The organism is Thiemannella venezuelensis (assembly GCF_014203605.1).
Lineage (GTDB): Bacteria > Actinomycetota > Actinomycetes > Streptosporangiales > Streptosporangiaceae > Planomonospora_A > Planomonospora_A venezuelensis.
In genome coordinates this window covers 42351-66086 of the sequence record NZ_JACHJJ010000007.1, presented here as the reverse complement: position 1 = coordinate 66086, position 23736 = coordinate 42351, and the positions used below count along the sequence as shown (strand labels likewise).

20 protein-coding genes are annotated in these 23736 nt (G+C 72.8%); 14 read left to right on the top strand and 6 right to left on the bottom strand.

What is annotated here, in order from left to right; all coding sequences use genetic code 11:
- Positions 1 to 68 precede the first annotated feature (68 nt).
- On the top strand, positions 69 to 773 hold the full coding sequence (locus FHS22_RS12775) for a beta-ketoacyl-ACP reductase (RefSeq protein ID WP_184941367.1): 705 nt from the start codon (positions 69 to 71) through the stop codon (positions 771 to 773).
- A 118-nt stretch (positions 774 to 891) separates the two neighbouring features.
- Entirely contained in the window at positions 892 to 1656 is a 765-nt protein-coding gene (gene fabI / locus FHS22_RS12770; RefSeq protein WP_184941366.1) for an enoyl-ACP reductase FabI, read from the top strand.
- 89 nt (positions 1657 to 1745) lie between these two features.
- Here the strand turns inward: fabI and FHS22_RS12765 are convergent, their stop codons facing one another.
- Both FHS22_RS12765 and FHS22_RS12760 read right to left on the bottom strand, forming a co-directional pair.
- Entirely contained in the window at positions 1746 to 2615 is an 870-nt protein-coding gene (locus FHS22_RS12765; RefSeq protein WP_184941364.1) for a hypothetical protein, read from the bottom strand.
- Between the two features lie 173 nt (positions 2616 to 2788).
- Positions 2789 to 3733 carry an aldo/keto reductase gene (locus tag FHS22_RS12760; RefSeq protein ID WP_184941362.1) on the bottom strand — a complete coding sequence of 315 codons (945 nt, stop codon included), beginning with the start codon at positions 3731 to 3733 and terminating at the stop codon, positions 2789 to 2791.
- Positions 3734 to 3798: 65 nt separating this feature from the next.
- On the opposite strand from FHS22_RS12760, the gene FHS22_RS12755 reads away from it, so the two are divergent.
- From FHS22_RS12755 to mshC, 5 genes are all read left to right on the top strand, one after another.
- Positions 3799 to 4497: a histidine phosphatase family protein gene (locus FHS22_RS12755; protein ID WP_184941360.1), complete on the top strand. Its 699-nt coding sequence runs from the start codon at positions 3799 to 3801 to the stop codon at positions 4495 to 4497.
- 10 nt (positions 4498 to 4507) lie between these two features.
- Positions 4508 to 5068, top strand: coding sequence for a DUF3090 domain-containing protein (locus FHS22_RS12750; RefSeq protein ID WP_184941359.1), 561 nt, complete (start codon positions 4508 to 4510; stop codon positions 5066 to 5068).
- Positions 5065 to 5826: an SCO1664 family protein gene (locus FHS22_RS12745; protein WP_184941357.1), complete on the top strand. Its 762-nt coding sequence runs from the start codon at positions 5065 to 5067 to the stop codon at positions 5824 to 5826. Before FHS22_RS12750 ends, FHS22_RS12745 begins: the two co-directional genes overlap by 4 nt.
- Before the next feature lie 64 nt (positions 5827 to 5890).
- Complete coding sequence (locus FHS22_RS12740; protein WP_184941355.1) at positions 5891 to 6607, top strand: NRDE family protein; 717 nt, start codon at positions 5891 to 5893, stop codon at positions 6605 to 6607.
- Positions 6608 to 6697: 90 nt separating this feature from the next.
- Complete coding sequence (gene mshC, locus FHS22_RS12735) at positions 6698 to 7921, top strand: cysteine--1-D-myo-inosityl 2-amino-2-deoxy-alpha-D-glucopyranoside ligase (protein ID WP_184941353.1); 1224 nt, start codon at positions 6698 to 6700, stop codon at positions 7919 to 7921.
- A gap of 100 nt (positions 7922 to 8021) precedes the next feature.
- Here mshC and def read toward each other — a convergent pair whose 3' ends face one another.
- Positions 8022 to 8501, bottom strand: a complete 480-nt coding sequence (gene def / locus FHS22_RS12730; protein WP_184941351.1) for a peptide deformylase — start codon at positions 8499 to 8501, stop codon at positions 8022 to 8024.
- 233 nt (positions 8502 to 8734) lie between these two features.
- Here def and FHS22_RS12725 point away from each other — a divergent pair, with 233 nt between their 5' ends.
- The 6 genes from FHS22_RS12725 to FHS22_RS12700 all read left to right on the top strand — a co-directional run bounded on the left by FHS22_RS12725 (position 8735) and on the right by FHS22_RS12700 (position 17874).
- A complete protein-coding gene (locus FHS22_RS12725) occupies positions 8735 to 10057 on the top strand; it encodes an MFS transporter (protein ID WP_184941350.1) in 1323 nt (440 codons plus the stop codon).
- A gap of 135 nt (positions 10058 to 10192) precedes the next feature.
- Positions 10193 to 12343 carry a molybdopterin oxidoreductase family protein gene (locus FHS22_RS12720; RefSeq protein WP_184941348.1) on the top strand — a complete coding sequence of 717 codons (2151 nt, stop codon included), beginning with the start codon at positions 10193 to 10195 and terminating at the stop codon, positions 12341 to 12343.
- Entirely contained in the window at positions 12340 to 13752 is a 1413-nt protein-coding gene (locus tag FHS22_RS12715; RefSeq protein ID WP_184941346.1) for an FAD-dependent oxidoreductase, read from the top strand. Before FHS22_RS12720 ends, FHS22_RS12715 begins: the two co-directional genes overlap by 4 nt.
- A gap of 80 nt (positions 13753 to 13832) precedes the next feature.
- Positions 13833 to 16280, top strand: coding sequence for a nitrite reductase large subunit NirB (gene nirB / locus FHS22_RS12710; RefSeq protein WP_184941344.1), 2448 nt, complete (start codon positions 13833 to 13835; stop codon positions 16278 to 16280).
- A gap of 50 nt (positions 16281 to 16330) precedes the next feature.
- Entirely contained in the window at positions 16331 to 16696 is a 366-nt protein-coding gene (nirD, locus tag FHS22_RS12705) for a nitrite reductase small subunit NirD (protein WP_184941343.1), read from the top strand.
- Positions 16693 to 17874, top strand: coding sequence for a uroporphyrinogen-III synthase (locus tag FHS22_RS12700; RefSeq protein WP_221473581.1), 1182 nt, complete (start codon positions 16693 to 16695; stop codon positions 17872 to 17874). Before nirD ends, FHS22_RS12700 begins: the two co-directional genes overlap by 4 nt.
- Here FHS22_RS12700 and FHS22_RS12695 read toward each other — a convergent pair.
- From FHS22_RS12695 to FHS22_RS12685, 3 genes are all read right to left on the bottom strand, one after another.
- Positions 17819 to 18391: a hypothetical protein gene (locus FHS22_RS12695; RefSeq protein WP_184941341.1), complete on the bottom strand. Its 573-nt coding sequence runs from the start codon at positions 18389 to 18391 to the stop codon at positions 17819 to 17821. The two genes, FHS22_RS12700 and FHS22_RS12695, sit on opposite strands and share 56 nt — an antisense overlap.
- A gap of 367 nt (positions 18392 to 18758) precedes the next feature.
- On the bottom strand, positions 18759 to 19613 hold the full coding sequence (locus FHS22_RS12690) for a PAC2 family protein (protein ID WP_184941339.1): 855 nt from the start codon (positions 19611 to 19613) through the stop codon (positions 18759 to 18761).
- A gap of 68 nt (positions 19614 to 19681) precedes the next feature.
- A complete protein-coding gene (locus FHS22_RS12685; protein ID WP_184941337.1) occupies positions 19682 to 20140 on the bottom strand; it encodes a universal stress protein in 459 nt (152 codons plus the stop codon).
- 118 nt (positions 20141 to 20258) lie between these two features.
- Between FHS22_RS12685 and metH the strand changes: the two genes are divergently transcribed.
- Positions 20259 to 23723, top strand: coding sequence for a methionine synthase (metH, locus tag FHS22_RS12680; RefSeq protein ID WP_184941335.1), 3465 nt, complete (start codon positions 20259 to 20261; stop codon positions 23721 to 23723).
- The last annotated feature ends 13 nt before the right edge of the window (positions 23724 to 23736 follow it).

Sequence of the window (23736 nt, the reverse complement as noted above, 5' to 3'; positions counted from 1 at the left end):
CCTAACCCTGTGATCTTGTCCCTCACGGACAAGAGGACTACCGCCGGGTAGCCGATAGCGTCGGCTCCATGGCTCGCTCTGTTCTCGTAACCGGCGGCAATCGCGGCATCGGCCTCGCGATCGCCCGCGAACTCTCCCAGGCCGGTGACGCCGTCGCCGTGACCTACCGCTCCGGAGAGCCCCCCGAGGGGCTGTTCGGCGTGCGGTGCGACGTGACCAGCACGGCCGACGTCGACGCCGCGTTCGAGAAGGCCGAGGCCGAGCACGGCCCGGTCGAGGTGCTCGTGGCCAACGCCGGCATCACCAAGGACACGCTGCTGCCGATGATGAAGGAGGAGACCTTCACCGACGTCATCGACGCCAACCTGACCGGCGCCTACCGGGTGGCCAAGCGGGCGACCCGCGGCATGCTCCGGCTCAAGCGCGGCCGGATCGTGCTCATCTCCTCGGTGGTGGCGATGCTCGGCTCGGCCGGGCAGAGCAACTACGCCGCCTCCAAGGCCGGGATGATCGGCTTCGCCCGCTCGGCCGCCCGCGAGCTGGGCTCGCGCGGCATCACGGTCAACGTCGTCGCCCCCGGCTTCGTGGAGACCGACATGACGGCCGCGCTGGACGAGGCCTACCAGGAGCAGATCCGCAAGAACATCCCGCTCGGCAGGCAGGCCACCCCCGAGGAGATCGCCAAGGTGGTCGCCTTCGTCGCGGGCCCGGACGCCGCCTACATCACCGGGGCCGTGATCCCCGTCGACGGCGGCCTGGGCATGGGCCACTGAGAACGCATCCCCGCCCCCGCCCCCGGGGAGCGGGCCGCCGCCCTCCGGCAGGAGGGCGGGCGACGGGCAGGCCCTGCCCGTCGGAACAAACGACCCCACACCCACGAGGACGGCACGCATGGGAATCCTTGAAGGCAAACGACTCCTGGTCACCGGCGTCCTGACCGACGCCTCGATCGCCTTCTCGGTGGCCAGGCTGGCCCAGGAGGAGGGCGCCACGATCGTGCTGACCGGTTTCGGCCGGCTCAGCCTGGTCGAGCGCATCGCCCGGCGGCTCCCGGAGCCGCCGCCGGTGATCGAGCTGGACGTGCAGAACACCGACCACCTGGACTCGCTCGCCGACCGCGTCGGCGAGCACCTCGACGGCCTCGACGGCGTGGTGCACTCCATCGGCTTCGCCCCGCAGAGCTGCCTGGGCGGCAACTTCCTGAACACCCCGTGGGAGGACGTGGCCACCGCGGTCCACATCTCGACCTACTCGTTCAAGTCGCTGGCGGTCGCCTGCCTGCCCCTCATGAAGGAGGGCGGCGCGGTCGTCGGCCTGGACTTCGACGCGACCAGGGCCTGGCCCGTCTACGACTGGATGGGCGTCGCCAAGGCGGGCCTGGAGTCCTGCGCCCGCTACCTCGCCCGCGACCTGGGCCCGCACGGCATCCGGGTGAACCTCGTCGCGGCCGGACCGCTGCGCACCATGGCGGCCAAGAGCATCCCCGGCTTCAAGGAGTTCGAGGACAGCTGGCCGGAGAAGGCGCCGCTCGGCTGGGACCTGGCCGACACCGTGCCCGCGGCCAAGGCCTGCCTCGCGCTCATGTCGGACTGGTTCCCGGCCACCACCGGGGAGATCGTGCACGTCGACGGCGGCGTGCACGCGATCGGCGCGTAGGCCGTACGGCGGCTCGGCGGCCCTGCGGGCCGCCCGGGTACGGCGGGTGCCGCGGAGAGCGCCGCCGGCGCGGGAGGGGAGCGCCGGTCTCAGGCGACGCGGTGCCGGCCCGCCCTGAGGGGCTCGAAGGGGATGGACTTCTCGGCGGCCCGCTTGCCGTACATCATGCGGATGGCGAGGATCGCGGCCGCCAGCAGGGCCGTGGTGAGGATGGTCCCCAGCGGGTCGGACCGCCGGGTGGGGGTGACGGTCTGCCGGCTGGGCAGCCGCTGCTGGAACTCCTGGATGAGCGGCCCGGGCAGGAGCGGGTCCAGCCGGGGCGACTCGATGTCGATCACGGGAGGCTCGGGGAGCACCGGATCGCTCACCTCCGTGGTGTGCGTCCGGGGCTCGGGCCGGTGGGAGGCGGCGGGGGACGGCGGGACCGCCTCCTTCTCCTCCTCCTTCCGCTCTTCCTTCTCCGCCTTGCCGGTCCGGGTGGAGCCGGACTCGGACGAGGAGTCCGGCCGCCCCTCCTGCTCCGGCGGGGGAGCGGACCCGGAGTCGTCGCACGAGGCGGAGGCCACCAGGGGAAGGCAGGTGTCGCCGAGGACCTTGGGCAGCAGGCCCTTCTCCTCGGCGGGCTCCCCGCCGGACCCCTCCGCTGCGCCGGGACCGGCGGAGGCCGTGGCCTTCGGCTCCGGTCTCTCCTCCGATCCGCCGCCCGCGGTGTCGTTCAGCGTTTCGGCGGTGCCGTCGAGACCGTCCGTCACCGGGTCCAGGGCGTCTCCGGTCAGCCCGTCGACGACGTCGGTGGCGGTGTCGACGACCTGGCAGATCCCGCCGGTGAGCCCGCCCAGCAGCCCGCCGCCGCTGCCGCAGTCGGGCTGCCGGGCGGAGTCTGCGGGCACTCCCGCGATCATGGGGATCCCCCCGCCCAGCGCCAGCGCCAGCGCCCCGGCCGAGATCGCAGATCGCACCTTTCCCCCTCCGCGCGTCAATGACGGAACCTCGCCGCTACCCGGCCGACCCCTCCTGTCACCTGAATGACAGTTTTGTGTGGAGGCCGGGGTTTTCCACGGAAAGTTGCGATTCGGTATCGACTAGTGACACGCGAGAAAGACTCTCGTTCGACCGCGGGGCCCGGTCTCCATCAGTCCGCCGACACGTCGTCCAGCGCCTCCCTGATCGCCACCGGCAGCGTCAGGTCCTCGGTCTCCAGGATCCCCGCCAGCTGGGCGTGGGTGCGCGCGCCCACGATGGCGGAGGCCACGCCGGGCTGGTCCCGGATCCACGACAGGGCCACCGCCAGCGGCGAGACGCCGAGCCCTTCCGCCGCGGTCGTGACCGACTCCACGACCCGGCGGCACCGCTCGTCGAGGTACGGCGTGACGAAGTCGGCGAAGTGCGGGGTCGCGGCCCGGGAGTCGGCGGGGATGCCCGTGCGGTACTTGCCGGTGAGCACCCCCCGGCCCAGCGGCGACCAGGCCAGGACCCCGGCGCCGACGTGCTCGGCCGCGGGCAGTAGGTCGCGCTCGGGCTCCCTGGCGAGCAGGGAGTACTCGACCTGGGCGGCGACGATCGGTGCCCTGCCGGGCACGGCCCGCTGGCCGACGGCCGCCGCGGCGAGCTGCCAGCCGGTGTAGTCGCAGACCCCGGCGTAGGCCGCCCGGCCCGAGGAGACGATCGCGTCCACCGCGGCCATGGTCTCCTCCAGCGGGACCTCCGGGTCGAAGGCGTGCACCTGCCACAGGTCCACCTCGTTGACCCCGAGGCGGCTCAGGGAGGCGTCGACGGCGGAGACCAGGTGCCTCCTGGAGGCGTCGCGCGGGCGCCGCCCGGCCGGGGTGAGCACCGCCTTGGTGGACAGCACCAGCTCCGAGCGCGGCACCGTGTCGCGGATCAGCCGCCCGAGCAGCCGCTCGGCCTCACCGGCCGTGTAGACGTCGGCGGTGTCGATGAGGGTGCCGCCGGCCTCGGCGAAGGTGCGGAGCTGGGCCGCGGCCTCCTCGGCGCCGGTGTCCCGGCCCCAGGTCATCGTCCCCAGCCCGAGGCGGGACACCGACAGGCCGCTCCGGCCGACATAGCGATGCTCCATGATCAGGCCAGGTTACCGCCAGGGTGGTTAAAAATGAGGGAGCGACTGCTGCAAGACTTGGTGCCGTGACGACGCTGTTGCTGGCAAGACACGGTCTGACCCCGCTCACCGGTCCGGTGCTCGCCGGCTGGACCCCCGGTGTGCACCTCAGCGAGGCCGGCCGGGCCCAGGCCGAGGCGCTCGCCGTACGGCTGGCGCCCCTGGAACTGGACGCGATCGTCTCCAGCCCGCTGGAGCGCTGCCAGGAGACCGCGGCCGCGGTCGCCGCGGGCCGCGCCGCGCAGCCGCTGACCGACGAGCGGTTCGGGGAGTGCCGCTACGGCGACTGGACCGGCCGCCCGCTCGCCGAGCTCGCCAAGGACCCGCTCTGGCCGGTCGTGCAGGCGCACCCGAGCGCGGTGACGTTCCCGGGGGGAGAATCCCTATCCTCGGTGCAGTACCGCGCGGTGACGGCCGTACGGGAGTGGAACGACCGGCTGGGGCCCCGCGCCGTCTACCTCGTCTGCACCCACGGAGACCTCATCAAGGCGCTCGTCGCCGACGCCATGGGCCTCCATCTGGACCAGTTCCAGCGGATCGCGGCCGATCCCGCCTCGCTCACGGTCATCCGCTACACCCCCATGCGCCCCTTCGTCCTCAGGCTCAACGACGTGGGCGGAGATGTGACCGGACTGAGGCCTGCCGAAGGTTCGGAGAACGCCGGCGGGGGAGAAAACACCACCGGGAGCGACGCCGCAGTCGGCGGCGGATCCGGGACCACGTAAGGTCGGAGACATGCCGGTGTTCGACTACGACCCACCCGAGAGGTTCGTCGCCGGTGCCGTGGGGCAGCCCGGTGCGCGGACCTTCTTCCTGCAGGCGCGCGGGCAGGGCCGCCTGACCACCGTCGGACTGGAGAAGTTCCAGGTCGCCGCCCTCGCGGACCGTCTCGACGACCTGCTCGACGAGGTGGTGCGGCTCGGCGGCGAGATCCCCGCCGCCCCCGCGGGTCCCGCCGACACCGCGCCGCTCGACGTGCCGATCAGTGAGGACTTCCGGGTCGGCACGATGACCCTCGGCTGGGACTCGGAGGCCTCCCAGGTGGTGATCGAGGCCCAGGAGGCCGTCCCCGACGAGGAGGAGTTCGAGCCGCCCCTCGCCGAGCCGGCGATGCTCCGGGTCCGCATCGGCCCGGCCGAGGCCAGGGCTTTCAGCAGGCGCGCGCTGGCCCTCGTCGCCGCCGGGCGCCCGCCCTGCCCGCTGTGCGGGCAGCCGCTCGACGCCGAGGGGCATATCTGCGTGCGGCTCAACGGTTACCGGGGTAAGAGCGCTTCACCGGGTGGAGGAGGCGGATGAGCGCGGAGAGCGAACCCACACTGAGTGCGGCGCCCGCGAGGGGGCTGGACGACGAGACGGCGCTGCGGCTGCTGCGCGACGGCCATCTCGAGGTCGCCGGCCGCCTGGTCGAGGCGACGAACATGACCCTCTACTGCTCGGTCCGGCTGGGCGGGCTCGCGGCCGCCTGCGTCTACAAGCCGGTCCGGGGCGAGCGGCCGCTCTGGGACTTCCCCGACGGCACCCTGGCCGCCCGCGAGGTCGCCGCCTTCGAGGTCTCGGCCGCGACCGGCTGGCGGATCGTCCCGCCGACGGTCTACCGCGACGGCCCCTTCGGCCCCGGCATGTGCCAGTTGTGGATCGACACCGATCCCGAGGCCGACCTGATGGCCCTGATCCGCGGCCGCCAGCCGGCCCTGCGGCGGATGACCGTGTTCGACGCCGTCGTCAACAACGCCGACCGCAAGGGCGGTCACCTCCTGCCGCTCGCCGACGGGCACGTCTACGGGGTGGACCACGGCGTCTGCTTCGCCACCGACGACAAGCTCCGCACCGTGCTGTGGCAGTGGCGGGGCAAGCCCCTGCCCCGCGAGGCCGTCAACGTCCTGGCCCGCCTGGAGCGCGATCTGGAGCAGGGCCGCCTCGGCCGCCGCCTGCGGGAGCTCGTCACCCTCGCCGAGGTCGAGGCGACCTGGGCCCGCGTGCGGCGGCTCCTCGACACCGGCGTGCACCCCCGCCCCTCGCAGGACTGGCCCGCCATCCCCTGGCCCCCCATCTGACGGCCCCCCATCTGACGGCCCCCCGTCCGCGAGCGTCCTGCGGCGGGGGCGTAACCTGCCGGGCATGTGCACGGTCGCCGTCAGCATCGAGCCGGACGCCGAGATCCCCCTGATCCTGGTCGGAGTCCGCGACGAGTTCACCGGCCGCCCCTGGCTCCCCCCTGCCGAGCACTGGCCCGGGCTGGTCGGCGGGCGCGACCTCCAGGCGGGCGGGACCTGGCTGGCGGTCGACCCCGCGGCCGGGCGGGCCGGGGCGCTGCTCAACGGCCACGGCGTGCTCGCCCCCGCCTCCGGCCGCCGCTCCCGGGGCGAGCTCCCGCTGCTGGTCGCGGCGGAAGGGCGCCTGCCCGACCTCGACCTGGGCCGGTACGACCCCTTCCATCTCGTGCTGGCCGAGGCGGGCGGGGCACGCCTGTGGCACTGGGACGGCACCGGGCTCCGCCACGAGCGGCTCCCGGCCGGGACCCACATGATTGTCAACAGCGGCTGGGAGCAGGGCGAGGAGAACGAGCGCGTCGCGTTCTTCCGCCCCCTGTTCGCCAAGGCCGCCCGCCCCGCAACGCTGGACGGCCCCTGGCGGGAATGGGCCTTCCTCGCCACCGGGGCGGGACTGGCGGCGGAGGATCCGCGGGCGATGATCGTCCGTCGCGAGCTCCCCGACGGCAGGACCTACGGCTCCCTCTCGGTCACCCTGCTCGCCCTGACCCCGGGCGGGATGCGCTACGACTTCACCGGTGATCCCCGCGATCCGGAGTCCTTCCGCCGCGTCCTGCCGGAATGACCGGGACCGCCCCGGCGGTTGCAGTTGGGTGTCGTGTATCCACCGCCCCGGGGTGATCCGGGCGGTCTGTCTGCTGGATAGGCTCACTGCATGAGATCGTGGTCTGCGCCGAAGGTCCCTCGGCTTCCCGGTGTTGGTGTTCCGCTGAGGCTGTTCGACACCGCCGCGAGAGAGGTCGTCCCCACCCGGCCCGGCCCCACCGCGCGGATGTACGTCTGCGGCATCACCCCCTACGACGCCACCCACCTGGGGCACGCCAACACCTACCTCGCCTTCGACCTGGTCGGCCGCGTCTGGCAGGACGCCGGGCACGAGGTGCACTTCACCCAGAACGCCACCGACGTCGACGATCCGCTGCTGGAGCGGGCCGAGCAGACCGGCCAGGACTGGCGGGAACTCGCCGAGCGCGAGATCGAGCTCTTCCGGACCGACATGGAGGCGCTGCGGATCCTCCCGCCGCGCGAGTACGTCGGCGTCACCGAGGTGATCGGCCAGGTCGCCGAGCTGATCGAGCGCCTGCGCGACAAGGGGGCCACCTACGAGCTCGGCGGCGACGTCTACTTCGACGTCGCCGCGGCCCCCAAGTTCGGCGCGGTCTCCGGCTACCCCGAGGAGCAGATGCTCTCCCTGTTCGGCGAGCGCGGCGGCGACCCCGGCCGCGAGGGCAAGAAGAGCCCGCTCGACTGGCTGCTCTGGCGCGCCGAGCGTCCGGGCGAGCCGTCCTGGCCCTCACCGTTCGGGCCGGGCAGGCCCGGCTGGCACATCGAGTGCACCGCGATCGCCCTGGCCAACCTCGGCAGCGGGTTCGACGTCGCGGGCGGCGGCTCCGACCTGATCTTCCCGCACCACGAGTGCGGTGCCCACGAGGGCCACGTCGCCACCGGCGAGTGGCCCTTCGCCAAGGCCTACGTCCACGCCGGCATGGTCGCCCTCGACGGCGAGAAGATGTCCAAGTCCAAGGGCAACCTGGTCTTCGTCTCCCGGCTCCGCAAGGAGACCGACCCGATGGCCGTCCGGCTGGCCCTGCTCGCGCACCACTACCGCGCCGACTGGGAGTGGACCGCCGACCAGCTGGCCTCCGCAGAGGTGCGGCTGGCGCGCTGGCGCTCGGCGGTCGGGCTGGAGACCGGTCCCGGAGCGGACGGCCTGCTGCGGGAGGTCCGCGCCCGGATGGCCGAGGACCTGGACGCTCCCGGCGCCCTGGCCGCCGTCGACGGCTGGGCCGAACGGGCGCTGTCGGAGGGCGGCACCGACCCGCAGGCGCCCGCCCTCGTCAGGGACGTCACCGACGCCCTGCTCGGCGTCGGGCTGTAGCCCGGCCGGACCGCGACCGGCCCCGGCCGGTCGCGCCGTCCCGGACAGCCGGTACGGCGGCCGCCCGGCTCCCGTACCGCCCGCGCGGAGAGGCCGCCGCTCAGGAGGAGGCGGCCTGCAGGAACCGGGCGCGCTCCTCCTCGGACAGGCGGTCGGCGAGCAGCACGCCGTCGAGGTGGTCGGCCTCGTGCTGCAGGACCCGGGCCAGCACACCGAGGGCGCGCACGGTGACGGGCTTGCCGAACATGTCGCGGCCGCGCGCGGTGACCAGGTAGGAACGCTCCAGCGGCCACCACAGACCGGGGGCGGACAGGCAGGCCTCGTCGGCTGTGATCTTCCGCTCGGACAGCTCCAGGCGGGGGTTGACCAGGTGGCCTGAGCGGCCGTCGAACTCGTAGACGACGACCCGGAGCGGGACGCCGATCTGCGGGGCCGCCAGGCCCGCGCGGCCCGCACCGGCGCGCATGGTGGCGGTCAGGGATTTGACCAGGCCGCGCAGCTCGCGGTCGAAGGTGGTCACGGGCTCGGCTACGGTCCGTAGCGAGGGGTCGCCGAACAGGCGGATCGGCTGAACGGTCACGCGCACTCCCCGAGGTGACGAAACGGCGTGCGGATGATTCCCATTGTCGGCCGTGTTCAATCCGGCCTGGGTTTCCGGTCATGTTTCCGGCATGTTGCGGGCGTGCGGCGTATGCATTGCGCATTACAGCGGTTAGGTGCACGTAACCCCGCACCATCACATTGAGTGAACGTGCGTAATCCCTTCCTCCTAGATTTCGGGACCGATCCCCCGAGACCGCAGCAGGAGGAACCATGGCGAAGCGCTGGATCAGCGAGTGGCGGCCCGACGACCCCGCCTTCTGGGAGAGCGGCGGGAAGAAGGTCGCCCGGCGGAACCTGATCTTCTCGATCTTCGCCGAGCACCTCGGGTTCACGCTCTGGACGGTCTGGAGCATCGTGACGGTCAAGCTGGGCGACTACAGGTTCTCCACCGACCAGCTCTTCTGGATCGTGTCCCTGCCCAACCTGATCGGCTCGGCCCTGCGCATCCCCTACACGTTCGGCCCGGGCACGTTCGGCGGCCGGAACTTCACCGTGTTCAGCGCCCTGATGCTGCTCATCCCGGCGGTGCTGCTGGCGGTCGCGGTCGGCGACCCCGCCACGCCGTACTGGGTGTTCCTGGTGATCGCGGCCACCGCGGGCGTGGGCGGCGGGAACTTCGCCTCCAGCATGGCCAACATCACCTACTTCTACCCGCAGTCCAAGCAGGGGGCGGCGCTCGGGCTCAACGCCGCGGGCGGCAACATCGGGGTCAGCTCGGTGCAGCTGCTCATGCCGCTGGTCATCGGCGGGTTCGGGCTGGCCGCCGCCGGGCTGTTCTGGATCCCGTTCATCCTGGCCGCCGCCGTCGGCGCCTACCTCTTCATGGACAACCTGACCGTGGCCAGGGCCAACCCCCGGGAGCAGCTGAAGATCGCCGGGCGGGCCCAGACCTGGATCATGGCGGTCCTCTACATCGGCACCTTCGGCTCCTTCATCGGCTACTCCACCGCCTTCCCGCTGCTCATCAAGAGCCAGTTCCCCGAGCAGGCGTCCCTGATCACGCTGGCCTTCCTCGGCCCGCTCGTCGGCTCGCTGATCCGCCCGGCCGGCGGCTGGCTCGCCGACCGGATCGGTGGGGCGCGGGTGACGCTGGTCAACTTCGGCGTGATGGCCGCCGCGCTGGCGCTGGTCTGGCAGGGACTGGCCCAGCACAGCTTCGCCCTGTTCTTCGCCGCGTACATGCTGCTGATCGGGACCACCGGCATCGGCAACGGCTCCACCTACCGGATGATCCCGGCGATCTTCCGGGCCAAGGCCACCGCCGGGATCGCCTCCGGCACGCCCGCCTACGAGGCGGCTCTCGCGGTGGGCAAGCGGGACGCCTCCGCCGCGGTCGGGATCATCGCCGCGATCGGCGGGTTCGGCGGCTTCTTCATCAACCGCGGCTTCGGCAGCTCCATCGCCGCCACCGGGGGCGCGGGCGCCGCGCTGGCCTCCTTCGCCGCCTTCTACGGGCTGTGCGCGGTGCTGACCTGGGCCTGCTACCTGCGGACCACCGGCCGGGTGCCGAGCCTGGCCTACGCGCGCGTCTGAGCGGCCCGCCCGCGCCCGGACGGCCCGCCGGCTCACCGGTGGCGGACCGCGAATGTGAACCCGGTTGGCGGCTTGTAGCACAGCGGTAACAGAAGGGACCCAGCGGTGAAACCGCTCGAAAGCACTATCGGACGCATGCCGCTCTCACTTCCCGTCCTGGCGCCTGTGAAGGCCCCGACGGCGACCCACTGCCCGTACTGCGCACTGCAGTGCGGCATGAACATCGCCGTGGAGGCGCCCGAGCACGGTCCGGACGAGACGGTGACGATCACCCCTCGGCAGGACATCCCGGCCAACGCCGGAGGTCTCTGTCAGAAGGGGTGGACCGCCGGAGAGCTGCTCACCGGTGGGCAGCGGCTCACCACCCCGCTCCTGCACGGCGAGCCGGTCGGCTGGGATGAGGCGCTGGACTTCATCACCGACCGGATCCGCGCGGTGCAGGCCGAACACGGCCCCGACGGCGTGGCCGTGTTCGGCGGGGGCGGACTCACCAACGAGAAGGCCTACCTGCTCGGCAAGTTCGCCCGGACGGTGCTGCGGACCAGCCAGATCGACTACAACGGCCGGTTCTGCATGTCGTCGGCGGCCGCGGCGAGCAACCGGGCCTTCGGCATGGACCGCGGCCTGCCCTTCCCGATCACCGACCTGGCCGGTGCGGACGCGGTGCTGCTCGCGGGCGGCAACGTGGCCGAGACCATGCCGCCGTTCGTCCGCCACCTGGCCGCGATGCGCGAGAACGGCGGGCAGCTGATCGTCATCGACCCCCGGGCCACCGCCACCGCCCGCCAGGCCGACCTCCACCTGCAGCCCACGCCCGGTACCGACCTGGCGCTCGCGCTCGGCCTGCTCCACCTGGTGATCACCGAGGGCCACGTCGACGAGGACTACGTGGCCGGCCGGACGAACGGCTTCGACGCGGTCCGCACCTCGGTCGCGGCCTGGTGGCCGGAGCGGGTGGAGCGGATCACCGGAGTGCCGGTCTCCCTGATGCGCCGGGCCGCGGCGGCCCTCGGCGGGGCCCGCCGGGCCGCGGTGCTCACCGGGCGCGGCGCCGAGCAGCACGCCAAGGGCACGGACACGGTGACCGCCTTCATCAACCTGGCGCTCGCGCTCGGCCTGCCCGGCCGCCCCGGGTCCGGGTACGGGTGCGTGACCGGCCAGGGCAACGGCCAGGGCGGGCGTGAGCACGGGCAGAAGGCCGACCAGCTCCCGGGCTACCGGAAGATCGACGATCCCGCCGCCCGCGAGCACGTCGCGGGGGTCTGGGGGATCGACCCGGACGACATCCCGGGTCCCGGCCGCTCGGCCTACGAACTGCTCGACGCCCTCGGCACCCCGGCCGGCCCGCACGCGCTGCTGCTGTTCGGCTCCAACCCGGTGGTCTCCGCGCCCCGGGCGGGGCACGTGACGGAGCGGCTGGGCGCGCTGGACCTGCTGGTCGTCTCCGACCTCGTGCTGTCGGAGACCGCGGCCATGGCCGACGTCGTGCTCCCCACCACCCAGTGGGCCGAGGAGGGCGGCACGATGACCAACCTGGAGGGCCGGGTCCTGCTCCGCCGCCGCGCCCTGGCCCCGCCGCCCGGGGTGCGCAGCGACCTGGAGATCATCCAGGCGCTGGCCGTACGGCTGGGCGCCCCGGCGGAGCACCTCCCCGGCGCCCGCCCGGCGTGGACGACGCCGGAGGAGGCCGCCCGGGCGTTCCCGGTGGAGCCGCGCGAGGCCTTCGACGAGCTCCGCCGGGCGAGCGCCGGGGGCATCGCCGACTACGCGGGCATCACCTACGAGCGGATCGCCGCCGAGACCGGGGTCTTCTGGCCCTGCCCGGACCCCGGTCACCCCGGCACGCCCCGGCCCTTCCTGGACCGCTTCGCCACTCCCGACGGCCGCGCCCGGTTCACACCCGTCGAGCACCGGCCGCCGGGCGAGGACGTCGACGAGGCGTACCCGCTGTACCTGACGACCGGCCGGGTTCTGGCCCACTACCAGAGCGGGGCCCAGACCCGCAGGATCGCCGCGCTCAACGCGGTGGTCGCCGAGACGTTCGTGGAGCTCCACCCGGATCTGGCCGAGCGGCTCGGCGTGGAGCACGGCCGGACCGTGCGCGTGGTCAGCCGCCGCGGTGAGGCCGAGGGCGTGGCCCGGGTCAACCCGGCGATCCGGGCGGACACCGTGTTCATGCCGTTCCACTGGGCCGGAGCGAACCTGCTGACCAACCCCGAGCTCGACCCGGTGTCGCGGATGCCGGAGTTCAAAGTGTGCGCCGTGAGACTGGAGCGTGTCGGATGACCAGGCTGGTGGTGGTGGGCAACGGGATGGCGGGTGCCCGCCTGGTGAGCGAGGTACGCGCTCGCGACAAGGACGTGCAGGTGACGGTCTTCGGTGCCGAGAGCTGGCAGCCGTACAACCGGGTGCTGCTGTCGAACGTGGTGGCCGGGACCATGGTCCCCGACCAGGTGCGGCTGCTGGATCCCGCCTGGTACGCCGACCACGACGTGACGGCCCGCCTGGGCGTCGAGGTGGCGGCGATCGACCCGGAGGCGAAGGTCGTGACGACCGCCGACGGGCACGCAGAGCCGTACGACGTGCTCGTGCTGGCCACCGGGAGCGAGGCCGTCGTGCCGCCGGTGGCGGGCGCGGAGCGGGCCGTCGCCTTCCGGACGCTGGACGACTGCCAGGAGATCCTGGCCGCGGCCTCCGAGGCGCGGCGGGCGGTGGTGGTCGGCGGCGGGCTGCTCGGCATCGAGGCGGCCCGGGGGCTGGCCGGGCGCGGGCTCCCGGTGACCCTGCTGCACCTGGCCGGGCACCTGATGGAACGCCAGCTGGACGCCGAGGCCGGGCTGGTGCTGGGGGAGACCCTGGCGGGGCTGGGCGTGGTCACGCGGACCGGCGTCGTGGTCGAGGAGATCCTCGGCGGCGGCGTACGGCTGGCGGACGGCGAGACCGTCGAGGCCGACCTGGTGGTGCTCGCCTGCGGGGTGCGGCCGGTGACCGGCCTGGCCGCGGCCGCGGGGCTGGAGGTGGCGCGCGGGGTCGTCGTCGACGACGAGCTGCGCACCAGCGACCCGGCGATCCACGCGATCGGCGAGTGCGCCGAGCACGCGGGAAGCGTCTACGGGCTGGTCGCCCCGGCCTGGGAGCAGGCCGCGGTGGTCGCCGACCTGGTGACCGGGGCCGACAAGGGCGCCCGCTACCGCGGGTCGCGGCTGGTGACCCGGCTGAAGGCCAAGAGCGTGGAGCTGGCCGCGATGGGCGAGACCCACGTGGACGAGGCATCGGACACCTCTGCCGAGGTGGTGCGCTTCAGCCACCGGGCCCGCGGGACCTACCGCAAGCTCGTCATCCGCGACGGCCGCCTGGTCGGCGCGATCCTGCTCGGCGAGACGGCGGCGGTGGGCACGCTCACCCAGCTGTTCGACCGGGGCGGTCCGCTTCCCGGCGACCGGGCGGGCCTGCTGTTCCCGGGGCTGGCCGGAGCGGCGGTCGCCGACAGCCCGGTCCGCATGCCGGACGCGGCCAAGGTCTGCCAGTGCAACAACGTGACCAAGGGGCAGATCCGGGCCTGCTGGGAGTCGGGCGCCCGCGACGTGGAGGCCGTGGCCGCCGCCACCCGGGCCACGACCGGCTGCGGCGGCTGCCGCGACGCGGTCGAGGGCATCGTCGGCTGGCTGTGCGAGCAGGAAGGGGTCTCGGCGTGACGGAGCGGGGAGCCGCCGCAGTGAGCGGAGCGAATGAGGAGACGAGCGCGACCATGGATCGCGGTGAGGAGAGCGCGGACATGACGCGATTGGTCGTGGTGGGGCACGGGCCCACGGCGTACCGGCTGATCGAGACGCTGCTGGACCGGGGGTTCGGCGGGCGGATCACGGTGCTGGGGGAGGAGCCCAGGGCCGCCTACGACCGGGTGGCGCTCACCTCCTATCTGACCGGCAAGAGCGCCGAGGACCTCAGCTATCCGGTCCCGGAGGGCATCACGCTCCGGCTGGGCGCCCGGGTCACCGGGATCGACCGGGAGTCGAAGGTCGTGACGACCGCCGACGGGCGCGCCGAGCCGTACGACGTGCTCGTGCTGGCCACCGGGTCGAGCCCGTTCGTGCCGCCGGTGCCCGGCCGGGAGCTGGAGGGCTGCTTCGTCTACCGGACGATCGACGACCTGGACGCGATCAGGGAGGCGTCGCAGGGCGCCGCCGCCGGCGTGGTGATCGGCGGCGGGCTGCTCGGCCTGGAGGCGGCCGACGCGCTGCGGGGGCTGGGTCTCCGGACGCACGTCGTGGAGATGGGCGGCTGGCTCATGCCCCGCCAGGTCGACGAGGGCGGCGGGGCCGTGCTGCGCGGCCACATCGAGGGGCTGGGCCTGGGCGTGCACACGGGCGCCGGGGTCAAGGAGATCGCCGCCGGGCCGGACGGCAGGGTGACCGGGCTGGTCAAGCCGGACGGGGAGACGATCGAGGCGCAGGTCGTGGTCTTCTCGGCGGGCGTGCGGCCCCGTGACGAACTGGCCAGGTCGAGCGGGCTGGCGGTCGGCGAGCGCGGCGGCATCGTGGTCGACGACGGCATGCGCACCAGCGACCCGGCGATCTACGCCGTCGGCGAGTGCGCGCTGCACGAGGGCATGGTCTACGGTCTCGTCGGGCCGTGCTTCACCATGGCCGAGGTCGCCGCCGACCGCATCCTCGGCGGCGAGGCGGCCTTCACCCCCGCGGACATGTCCACCAAGCTCAAGCTGCTGGGCGTGGAGGTCGCCCAGTTCGGCGCGATGGACGGCGCGCTCGACGTGACGTTCATGGACCCGGTGACCGGGGTGTACCAGAAGCTGTTCGTCAGCGACGACGCCCGCACCCTGCTCGGCGGGATCTGCGTCGGCGACGCCACGCCGTACAACACCCTGAAGCCCTTCGTCGGCCGGGAGCTGCCGGGCTCTCCCAGCGAGCTGCTGTTCACCGGCGGCCCGGCGAACATGGACCTGCCCGACGACGCGCAGGTCTGCTCCTGCAACAACGTCACCCACGGCCAGGTCTGCACGGCGATCGCGGAGAAGGGCCTCACCGACGTCGCGGAGATCAAGGCGTGCACCCGCGCGGGCACCACCTGCGGCAGCTGCATCCCGATGCTCAAGCAGATCCTCGTCAAGTCCGGCGTCGAGGTCTCCAAGGCCCTGTGCGAGCACTTCACCTACAGCAGGGCGGAGCTGTTCGACATCGTCCGGGTGCGCGGGATCACGACGTTCTCCCAGCTCATCACCGAGCACGGCACCGGGCGCGGCTGCGACATCTGCAAGCCGGTCGTCGCCTCGATCCTCGCCTCCCTCGGCAACGGCCACATCCTCGACGGCGAGCAGGGCGCGCTGCAGGACACCAACGACCGCTACCTGGCCAACATCCAGCGCAACGGCACCTACTCGGTCGTCCCGCGCATCCCCGGCGGGGAGATCACCCCCGACAAGCTCATCGTGATCGGCGAGGTAGCCCGCGACTTCGGCCTCTACACGAAGATCACCGGAGGGCAGCGGATCGACCTGTTCGGGGCGCGCGTGGAGCAGCTCCCGCTGATCTGGAAGCGCCTGGTCGACGCCGGCTTCGAGTCGGGCCACGCGTACGGCAAGGCGCTGCGCACGGTCAAGTCCTGCGTCGGCTCGACCTGGTGCCGGTACGGCGTGCAGGACTCGGTGGGCCTGGCGATCGCGCTGGAGCTGCGCTACCGGGGCCTGCGCTCGCCGCACAAGCTGAAGTCGGCGGTCTCCGGCTGCGCCCGCGAGTGCGCCGAGGCCCGCGGAAAGGACTTCGGGATCATCGCCACGGAGCAGGGCTGGAACCTCTACGTCGGCGGCAACGGCGGATTCACCCCCCGGCACGCCGACCTGTTCGCCTCCGACCTGACCACCGACGAGCTGATCCGGGTCATCGACCGCTTCCTGATGTTCTACATCCGCACCGCCGACCGGCTCCAGCGCACCTCGGTCTGGCTGGAGAACCAGGGCCTCGACTACGTCAAGGAGGTCGTGCTGGAGGACTCGCTGGGCATCTGCGCCGAGCTGGACGCGCAGATGGAGCGGCACGTTGCCGGGTACGCCGACGAGTGGCGGGCGGTCCTGGAGGACCCCGACCGGATGCGGCGCTTCGTCTCCTTCGTCAACGCGCCCGGTACCCCGGACCCGTCGATCGCCTTCGAACCGGAGCGGGACCAGGTCAAGCCGGTCCTGATCCCGCTGGCGGCGGTCCGATCCTGACATCCGCGACTCCCGACCTCACACCGATCGGAAAAGGAGGGGTTTCCCCGATGACCATCCTGCGCGAGAACCTGGACGCCGCCCCGGAGACCACCGGCTGGACCGCGGTCTGCGCCTACACCGACCTGCTGCCCGAGCAGGGCGCGTGCGTCCTGGTGGACGGGCGCCAGATCGCGGTGTTCCGCACCTTCGACGGCGACCTGTACGCGACGGGCAACCTCGACCCGTTCAGCGGGGCCTACGTCCTGTCCCGGGGCATCGTCGGCACCCGGGGCGCGGAGCCGACCGTGGCCTCTCCCATGCACAAGCAGGTATTCTCGCTGGTTACCGGGGAGTGCCTGGACGACCCGGCGGTGACCGTGCCGACCTATCCGGTCCGCCTGTCCGGCGGTGCGGTGGAAGTGAGAGTCCTTTGAGCTCCCCGGTCTCGCAGGCCCTCCCGCCGGCCTCCCCGGAGACGGAGCCGGACGCGCTGGCCGGGTTCACCATCGGGGTCACCGCGACCCGGCGGCGCGAGGAGTTCTGCGCGCTGCTGGAACGGCGGGGCGCCCGGGTGGTCTCGGCGCCGGCGATCCGGCTGGTGCCGCTGGCCGAGGACGCCGACCTGCTGGCCGCGACCCGGGAGAGCCTGGCGGGCCCGATCGACGACGTGGTGGTCACCACCGGGGTCGGGTTCCGCGGCTGGATGGCCGCGGCCGAGGGATGGGGCCTCTCGGGCGACCTGGTGGCGCGCCTGACCTCCGCCCGGCTGCTGGCCCGGGGGCCCAAGGCGCGCGGCGCGGTCAGGGCGGCCGGGCTGAACGACCACTGGACCCCGGCGACCGAGTCGTGCGAGGAGGTGAAGCAGTACCTCCTGGCCCAGGACCTGCGCGGCCGCCGGATCGCGGTGCAGTTGCACGGGGAGCCGCTGACCGGCTTCACGGCCGCGCTGCGCGAGGCCGGGGCGGAGGTCATCGAGGTCCCGGTCTACCGGTGGCTGCCGTACCGCGACCCCTCGCCGCTACGCCGCCTGATCAGTCAGGCGGTCTCCGGCGGGGTGGACGCGGTGGCCTTCACCAGCGCCCCGGCGGTGCTGGCCATGCTCGGCGCGGCCCGCGCCGACGGGCTGGAGGAGGCGCTGCTCGCGGCTTTCGCCGGCCGGGTGGTCGCCGCCTGCGTGGGCCCGGTCACCGCGGGGCCGCTGGAGGAGCGCGGGGTGCCGACCGTGCAGCCCGAGCGCTCCCGGCTCGGTTCGCTGGCCCGCACCCTCGCCCGGCACCTGCCGGAACACGGTGTCACCCGCCTGGTCGCGGGCGGCCACGCCCTGGAGATCCGCGGCCACGCCGTCGTCGTGGACGGTGAGCTCCGGCCGCTGCCGCCCGCCCCGATGGCGGTGCTAAAGCGCCTGGCCGACAAGCCCGGTCACGTGGTGGCCCGCTCCGAGCTGCGGACCGTCCTGCCCGGCGGACCGGCGCGCGACTCGGCCGAGCACGCCGTCGAGATGGCCGTCACCCGGCTGCGCCGCGCCCTCGGCCCGGCCGGGATCGTCGAGACGGTCGTCAAGCGGGGGTATCGGCTGGCCTGTGACCGGGGGGCTCCAGCCGCAGCTCTCTGACGATCTCCTCGGCGCTGTCGTCCCTGGAGGGGACGAAGTCGGTGCCGACGAACAGCTCGTAGTAGGCGTGCCGGAAGCAGCCGGCGAGCAGCAGCCTGGCGCTGGCGAGCGGGTCGACTCCGGGAGCGATCCGCCCCGCGCGCTGCTCGGCCGCGAGGTACTCGGTCAGCGGGATGACCTCCGACATGGGGCCGAGTTCGGTGTCCTTCATCGCCTCGCGGAAGCGGACGGTGACCGACGGGGAGGTGAAGGCCGGCAGCGCCGCCGACTGGACCTCCGCGTAGTAGTCGATGCCCGCCCGCGCGATGGGCAGCAGGTTCTCGCCGACGCGGCCCTTGCCGACGAGGTGCATGAGGTCGTCGAGGATCTTCAGCCAGAGCGGGAGCCGGTCCTGGAGCAGCGCGAGGAACATGTCGACCGCCTGCCCGGGGGTGACGGCCCCCCGCAGGCTCGGGTAGGGCGCCGGGCTCTGGGACATGCCGGCCTCACCGTCCTCGCGCTTCATGAATACGGCCATCTCAAGAACGCGGCGTCGCGTCTCCTGTGCTTTCTGGTACGGGTCGAGCTGGGGAGTCGCCATTGTTGCCCTAACGTGCGCAGTCACATGGACAAGGGTCGGCGTGGTGATGGCGCCATTCAGCGATGTTTACCGAGACGTGTTTCTCCTGGTTGCCAAAGCGTTGCGGACGGGCGTCCCGGCCCGGGTGCGAACCGGCCGGAACGGCTGGAGACTGATTATTACCCGAAACCAGTGAGAAATGGTGTAAATGATGGTAACTATGTGCTGTGTGTTCCGGTCGTCTCCGTCACGGCCGTCCTCCGCCCCCGCGGTCTGACCGGCGGACGCCGCCGGGCCGGCCTGCGCGCCCGTCCGGACGGACGGTTCAGCCGTCGGAGTCGCGGTCGCGGCGGCGCAGGTAGCGCTCGAACTCCGCGGCGATGGCGTCCCCGCTCGCCTCGGGCAGCTCGGTGGCGTCCTTGCGCTCCTCCAGCTCCCTGACGTAGTCGGCGACCTCGGTGTCCTGGGCGGCCAGCTCGTCCACGCCGTGCTCCCAGGCCCTGGCCTCCTCGGCCAGCTCGCCCAGGGGCATCGGGATGTCGAGGAGGTCCTCCATCCGGCTCAGCAGGGCCAGGGTCGCCTTGGGGTTGGGCGGCTGGGCCACGTAGTGCGGGACCGAGGCCCACAGCGAGACGGCGGGCAGGCCCGCGGCGCCGAAGGCCTGCTGCAGCACGCCGACGATGCCGGTGGGGCCCTCGTAGCGGGTCAGCTCCAGGTTGATCGCCCGCGCGAGCCCCTCGTCGGTCGCCGCGCCGACGACCGGCACCGGGCGGGTGTGGGGGGAGTCGTTGAGCAGCGCGCCGAGCAGCACCGCCAGCTCCACGCCCAGCTCGCGGCAGACCATGATGATCTCCTCGCAGAAGGAGCGCCAGCGCATGTTGGGCTCGATCCCGCGCAGCAGGACCACGTCGCGGGCGGACCCCGGAGGCCTGGCGACCAGGAGCCTGGTGGTGGGCCAGGTGATCGAGCGGGTCAGCCCCTCGCCCATCTCGACGATCGGGCGGCTGACCTGGAAGTCGTAGTAGTCCTCCGGGTCGAGGGAGACGAGCTCGGTGGCCTTCCACTCGCTCTCGAGATGCGCGAGCACTCCGCTGGAGGCCTCGCCCGCGTCGTTCCACCCCTCGAACGCGGCGATCAGCACCGGATCGACGAGCTCGGGTAGACCCTCGGGTTCGATCACGCGCCGCCTCCTCCTCCTTGCCGTCCCGCCGTACCGGCACAAGCCTATGCGCTGAGGGGCCCTCCGCGTCACCTCCCGGAGGTGGTGTGAACGATCAGCACGTCGCATCCGGCGCGGTGGGAGACGGCCGAGGGCACCGAGCCGAGCAGCCGCCCGGCGAGGCTGTTGAGCCCCCGGTTGCCGACCACCAGCAGGTCGGCCCGGTACCGGGCGGCGAGGGCGACCAGCGCGTCGACCGCGTCGCCCTCCTCCGCGGCCAGTTCGATCTTCCGCGCCCCGGCGGCGACCGCGTGCTCGCGGGCGGCGCGCAGCGCGTCGTCGGCGGGGGTGGAGCCGCTCACCTTGTAGGACAGCTCGCCGAGCACGTCGGCGGCGGCGCTGCGGTCGCGCTCGCGCATCGGCAGGTAGGCGCAGGCCAGGACCAGGCCGGCGCCGGTCGCGGCGGCGAGGGAGGCGGCGGCCGCGACCGCGCGGAAGGAGGAGGCGGAGCCGTCGGTGCCGACGAGGATGGTCTGGTAGGTCGCCATCGGGTACCTCGCAGGGGGATCGGGCCCGGAGCGCGCTCGCGGGGGAGGTAATTGGACGGGAAGTTCAATTGCCATCATGAACGATAGCGCCCGATCCGTTCCCAGTAAGCTTTGCCCCATGACGAACGCACCGTCCTTCCGTGAAGTCCTGGCCGAGCGCGTGATGGTCGCCGACGGGGCGATGGGGACGATGCTGCAGGCCCACGACGTCACGCTCGACGACTTCGAGGGCCACGAGGGCTGCAACGAGGTGCTCAACGTCACCCGCCCCGACATCGTCCGGGCCGTGCACGACGCCTACTTCGAGGTCGGCGTCGACTGCGTGGAGACCAACACCTTCGGCGCCAACCTCGCCGCGCTCGGCGAGTACGACATCTCCGAGCGCGTCTTCGCCTACTCCGAGGCGGGGGCCCGGGTCGCGCGCGAGGCCGCCGACCACTGGTCCGCCCCCGGTCGGCCCCGCTTCGTGCTGGGCTCCATCGGCCCCGGCACCAAGCTGCCGACCCTCGGGCACAAGCCGTACGGCGAGCTGCGCGACGCCTACTACGACAACGCGGCCGGCCTGATCTCCGGCGGCGCCGACGCGCTGATCATCGAGACCTCGCAGGACCTGCTCCAGGTCAAGGCCGCGGTCGTCGGCGCGCACCGGGCCATCGCCGACGCGGGCCGGGACGTGCCGATCATCGCCCAGGTCACCATCGAGACCAACGGCGCGATGCTGCTCGGCTCGGAGATCGGCGCGGCGCTGACCGCGATCGAGCCGCTCGGCGTCGACGTGATCGGGCTCAACTGCGCCACCGGCCCGGCCGAGATGAGCGAGCACCTGCGCTACCTGGCCCGCCACGCGCGGGTCCGGCTCTCCTGCATGCCCAACGCCGGGCTGCCGGTGCTGACCTCCGACGGCGCCTACTACCCGCTCGGCCCCGACGAGCTGGCCGACGCGCACGAGACCTTCACCCGGTCCTTCGGCCTGTCGATCGTCGGCGGCTGCTGCGGCACCACCCCCGAGCACCTGCGCAAGGTCGTCGAGCGGGTCCGCGGCCAGGAGGCCGCCGCCCGCCGCCCCCGCCCCGAGGCCGGGGCCTCCTCGCTCTACCAGCACGTGCCCTTCCGGCAGGACACCTCCTACCTGGCCGTCGGCGAGCGGACCAACGCCAACGGCTCCAAGGCCTTCCGCGAGGCCATGCTCGCCGGGAACTGGGAGGAGTGCGTCGAGATCGCCCGGGCCCAGGCCCGCGACGGCGCGCACATGCTGGACCTGTGCGTCGACTACGTCGGCCGCGACGGCGCGGGCGACATGCGGGAGCTGGCCTTCCGGTTCGCCACCGCCTCCACGCTGCCGATCATGCTCGACTCCACCGAGCCCGCCGTGCTGGAGGCGGGCCTGGAGATGCTCGGCGGGCGCGCGGTCGTCAACTCGGTCAACTACGAGGACGGCGACGGCCCGGACTCCCGCTTCACCAGGATCATGAAGCTGGTCCGCGAGCACGGCGCCGCCGTGGTCGCGCTGACCATCGACGAGGAGGGCCAGGCGCGCACCGCCGACGACAAGGTCCGCATCGCCACCCGCCTCATCGAGGACCTGACGGGGAACTGGGGGGTGCGGGTCGAGGACATCATCGTCGACTGCCTGACCTTCCCGATCGCCACCGGCCAGGAGGAGACCCGGCGCGACGGCCTGGAGACCATCGAGGCCATCGCCGAGCTCAAGCGGCGCTACCCGGCGGTGCAGACCACGCTCGGGCTGTCCAACATCTCCTTCGGGCTCAACCCGGCCGCCCGCATGGTGCTCAACAGCGTCTTCCTCAACGAGTGCGTCAACGCCGGCCTGGACTCGGCGATCGCGCACGCCTCCAAGATCCTGCCGATGGCGCGCATCCCCGACGAGCAGCGCCAGGTCGCCCTCGACATGGTCTACGACCGGCGGCGCGAGGGCTACGACCCCCTGCAGCGCTTCATGGAGCTGTTCGAGGGCGTCGACGCCGCCGCGATGAAGGCGGGCAAGGCCGAGGAACTGGCCGGGCTCCCGCTCTGGGAGCGGCTCAAGCGGCGCATCGTCGACGGCGAGAGGAAGGGCCTGGAGGCCGACCTCGACCTGGCCCTGGAGCAGCGGCCGGCACTGGAGATCGTCAACGACGTGCTGCTGGACGGCATGAAGACCGTCGGCGAGCTGTTCGGCTCCGGCGAGATGCAGCTGCCGTTCGTGCTCCAGTCGGCCGAGGTGATGAAGACCGCCGTGGCCTACCTGGAGCCGCACATGGAGCGGGTCGAGGGCGAGACCAAGGGCCGCATCGTGCTGGCGACCGTCAAGGGCGACGTGCACGACATCGGCAAGAACCTGGTCGACATCATCCTGTCCAACAACGGCTACGAGGTCGTCAACCTCGGCATCAAGCAGCCGGTCTCGGCCATCCTGGAGGCGGCCGAGGACGCCAAGGCCGACGTCATCGGCATGTCCGGGCTGCTGGTGAAGTCCACGGTGGTGATGAAGGAGAACCTCGAGGAGATGAACTCCCGGGGCATCGCCGAGAGGTTCCCCGTGCTGCTCGGCGGCGCCGCCCTCACCCGCGCCTACGTCGAGCAGGACCTCGCCGAGCTCTTCCGGGGCGAGGTCCGCTACGCCCGCGACGCCTTCGAGGGCCTGCGCCTGATGGACGCCTTCATGGCGGTCAAGCGCGGCGAGGACGGCGCGTCCCTGCCGCCGCTGCGCCAGCGCCGGGTCAAGACCGGCGCGGTCCTGCAGCGCACCGCGGTGGAGGACCTGCCCGCCCGCTCCGACGTGGCCGCCGACAACCCGGTTCCGGTCGCGCCGTTCCTCGGCGACCGGATCATCAAGGGCATCCCGCTGGCCGACTACGCCGCGTTCCTGGACGAGCGGGCGACCTTCATGGGCCAGTGGGGCCTCAAGGCCGCCCGCGGCGGAGACGGCCCCTCCTACGAGGAGCTCGTCGAGACCGAGGGCCGGCCGCGGCTGCGGATGTGGCTGGAGCGCATGCAGACCGAGGGCCTGCTCCAGGCGGCGGTCGCCTACGGCTACTTCCCGTGCGTGAGCGACGGCGACTCGCTGATCATCCTCGACGAGGCGGGCAACGAGCGCACCCGCTTCACCTTCCCGCGCCAGCGCCGCGACCGGCACCTGTGCCTGTCCGACTTCTTCCGCCCGAAGGACTCCGGCGAGGTCGACGTGGTCGCCTTCCAGGTCGCCACGATGGGCGGCCGGATCTCCGAGGCGACGGCCGAGCTGTTCGCCAAGGACGCCTACCGCGACTACCTGGAGCTGCACGGCCTGTCGGTGCAGCTCACCGAGGCGCTGGCCGAGTACTGGCACGCGCGCGTCCGCTCGGAGCTGGGCATCGGCGGTGACGAGTCGCTGGAGGACATGCTCAAGGTCAACGTCACCGGCTGCCGCTACTCCTTCGGCTACCCGGCCTGCCCCAACCTGGAGGACCAGGTCCAGCTGATGGAGCTGATCGACCCGGTGCGGATCGGGGTGAACCTGTCGGAGGAGTTCCAGCTCCACCCCGAGCAGTCGACCTCCGCCCTGATCGTCCACCACCCCGAGGCCGGCTACTTCAACGTCTGACCAGAGAGGACTC

Coding starts and splice junctions, on each gene's coding strand:
- FHS22_RS12740 (WP_184941355.1), top strand. CDS start 5,891: ATGTGCACGGTCGCCGTCAGCATCGAGCCGGACGCCGAGATCCCCCTG.
- nirD (WP_184941343.1), top strand. CDS start 16,331: ATGACCATCCTGCGCGAGAACCTGGACGCCGCCCCGGAGACCACCGGC.
- FHS22_RS12685 (WP_184941337.1), bottom strand. CDS start 20,140: ATGGCGACCTACCAGACCATCCTCGTCGGCACCGACGGCTCCGCCTCC.
- fabI (WP_184941366.1), top strand. CDS start 892: ATGGGAATCCTTGAAGGCAAACGACTCCTGGTCACCGGCGTCCTGACC.
- FHS22_RS12725 (WP_184941350.1), top strand. CDS start 8,735: ATGGCGAAGCGCTGGATCAGCGAGTGGCGGCCCGACGACCCCGCCTTC.
- FHS22_RS12750 (WP_184941359.1), top strand. CDS start 4,508: ATGCCGGTGTTCGACTACGACCCACCCGAGAGGTTCGTCGCCGGTGCC.
- FHS22_RS12720 (WP_184941348.1), top strand. CDS start 10,193: ATGCCGCTCTCACTTCCCGTCCTGGCGCCTGTGAAGGCCCCGACGGCG.
- metH (WP_184941335.1), top strand. CDS start 20,259: ATGACGAACGCACCGTCCTTCCGTGAAGTCCTGGCCGAGCGCGTGATG.
- mshC (WP_184941353.1), top strand. CDS start 6,698: ATGAGATCGTGGTCTGCGCCGAAGGTCCCTCGGCTTCCCGGTGTTGGT.
- nirB (WP_184941344.1), top strand. CDS start 13,833: ATGACGCGATTGGTCGTGGTGGGGCACGGGCCCACGGCGTACCGGCTG.
- FHS22_RS12695 (WP_184941341.1), bottom strand. CDS start 18,391: ATGGCCGTATTCATGAAGCGCGAGGACGGTGAGGCCGGCATGTCCCAG.
- FHS22_RS12775 (WP_184941367.1), top strand. CDS start 69: ATGGCTCGCTCTGTTCTCGTAACCGGCGGCAATCGCGGCATCGGCCTC.
- FHS22_RS12745 (WP_184941357.1), top strand. CDS start 5,065: ATGAGCGCGGAGAGCGAACCCACACTGAGTGCGGCGCCCGCGAGGGGG.
- FHS22_RS12760 (WP_184941362.1), bottom strand. CDS start 3,733: ATGGAGCATCGCTATGTCGGCCGGAGCGGCCTGTCGGTGTCCCGCCTC.
- FHS22_RS12715 (WP_184941346.1), top strand. CDS start 12,340: ATGACCAGGCTGGTGGTGGTGGGCAACGGGATGGCGGGTGCCCGCCTG.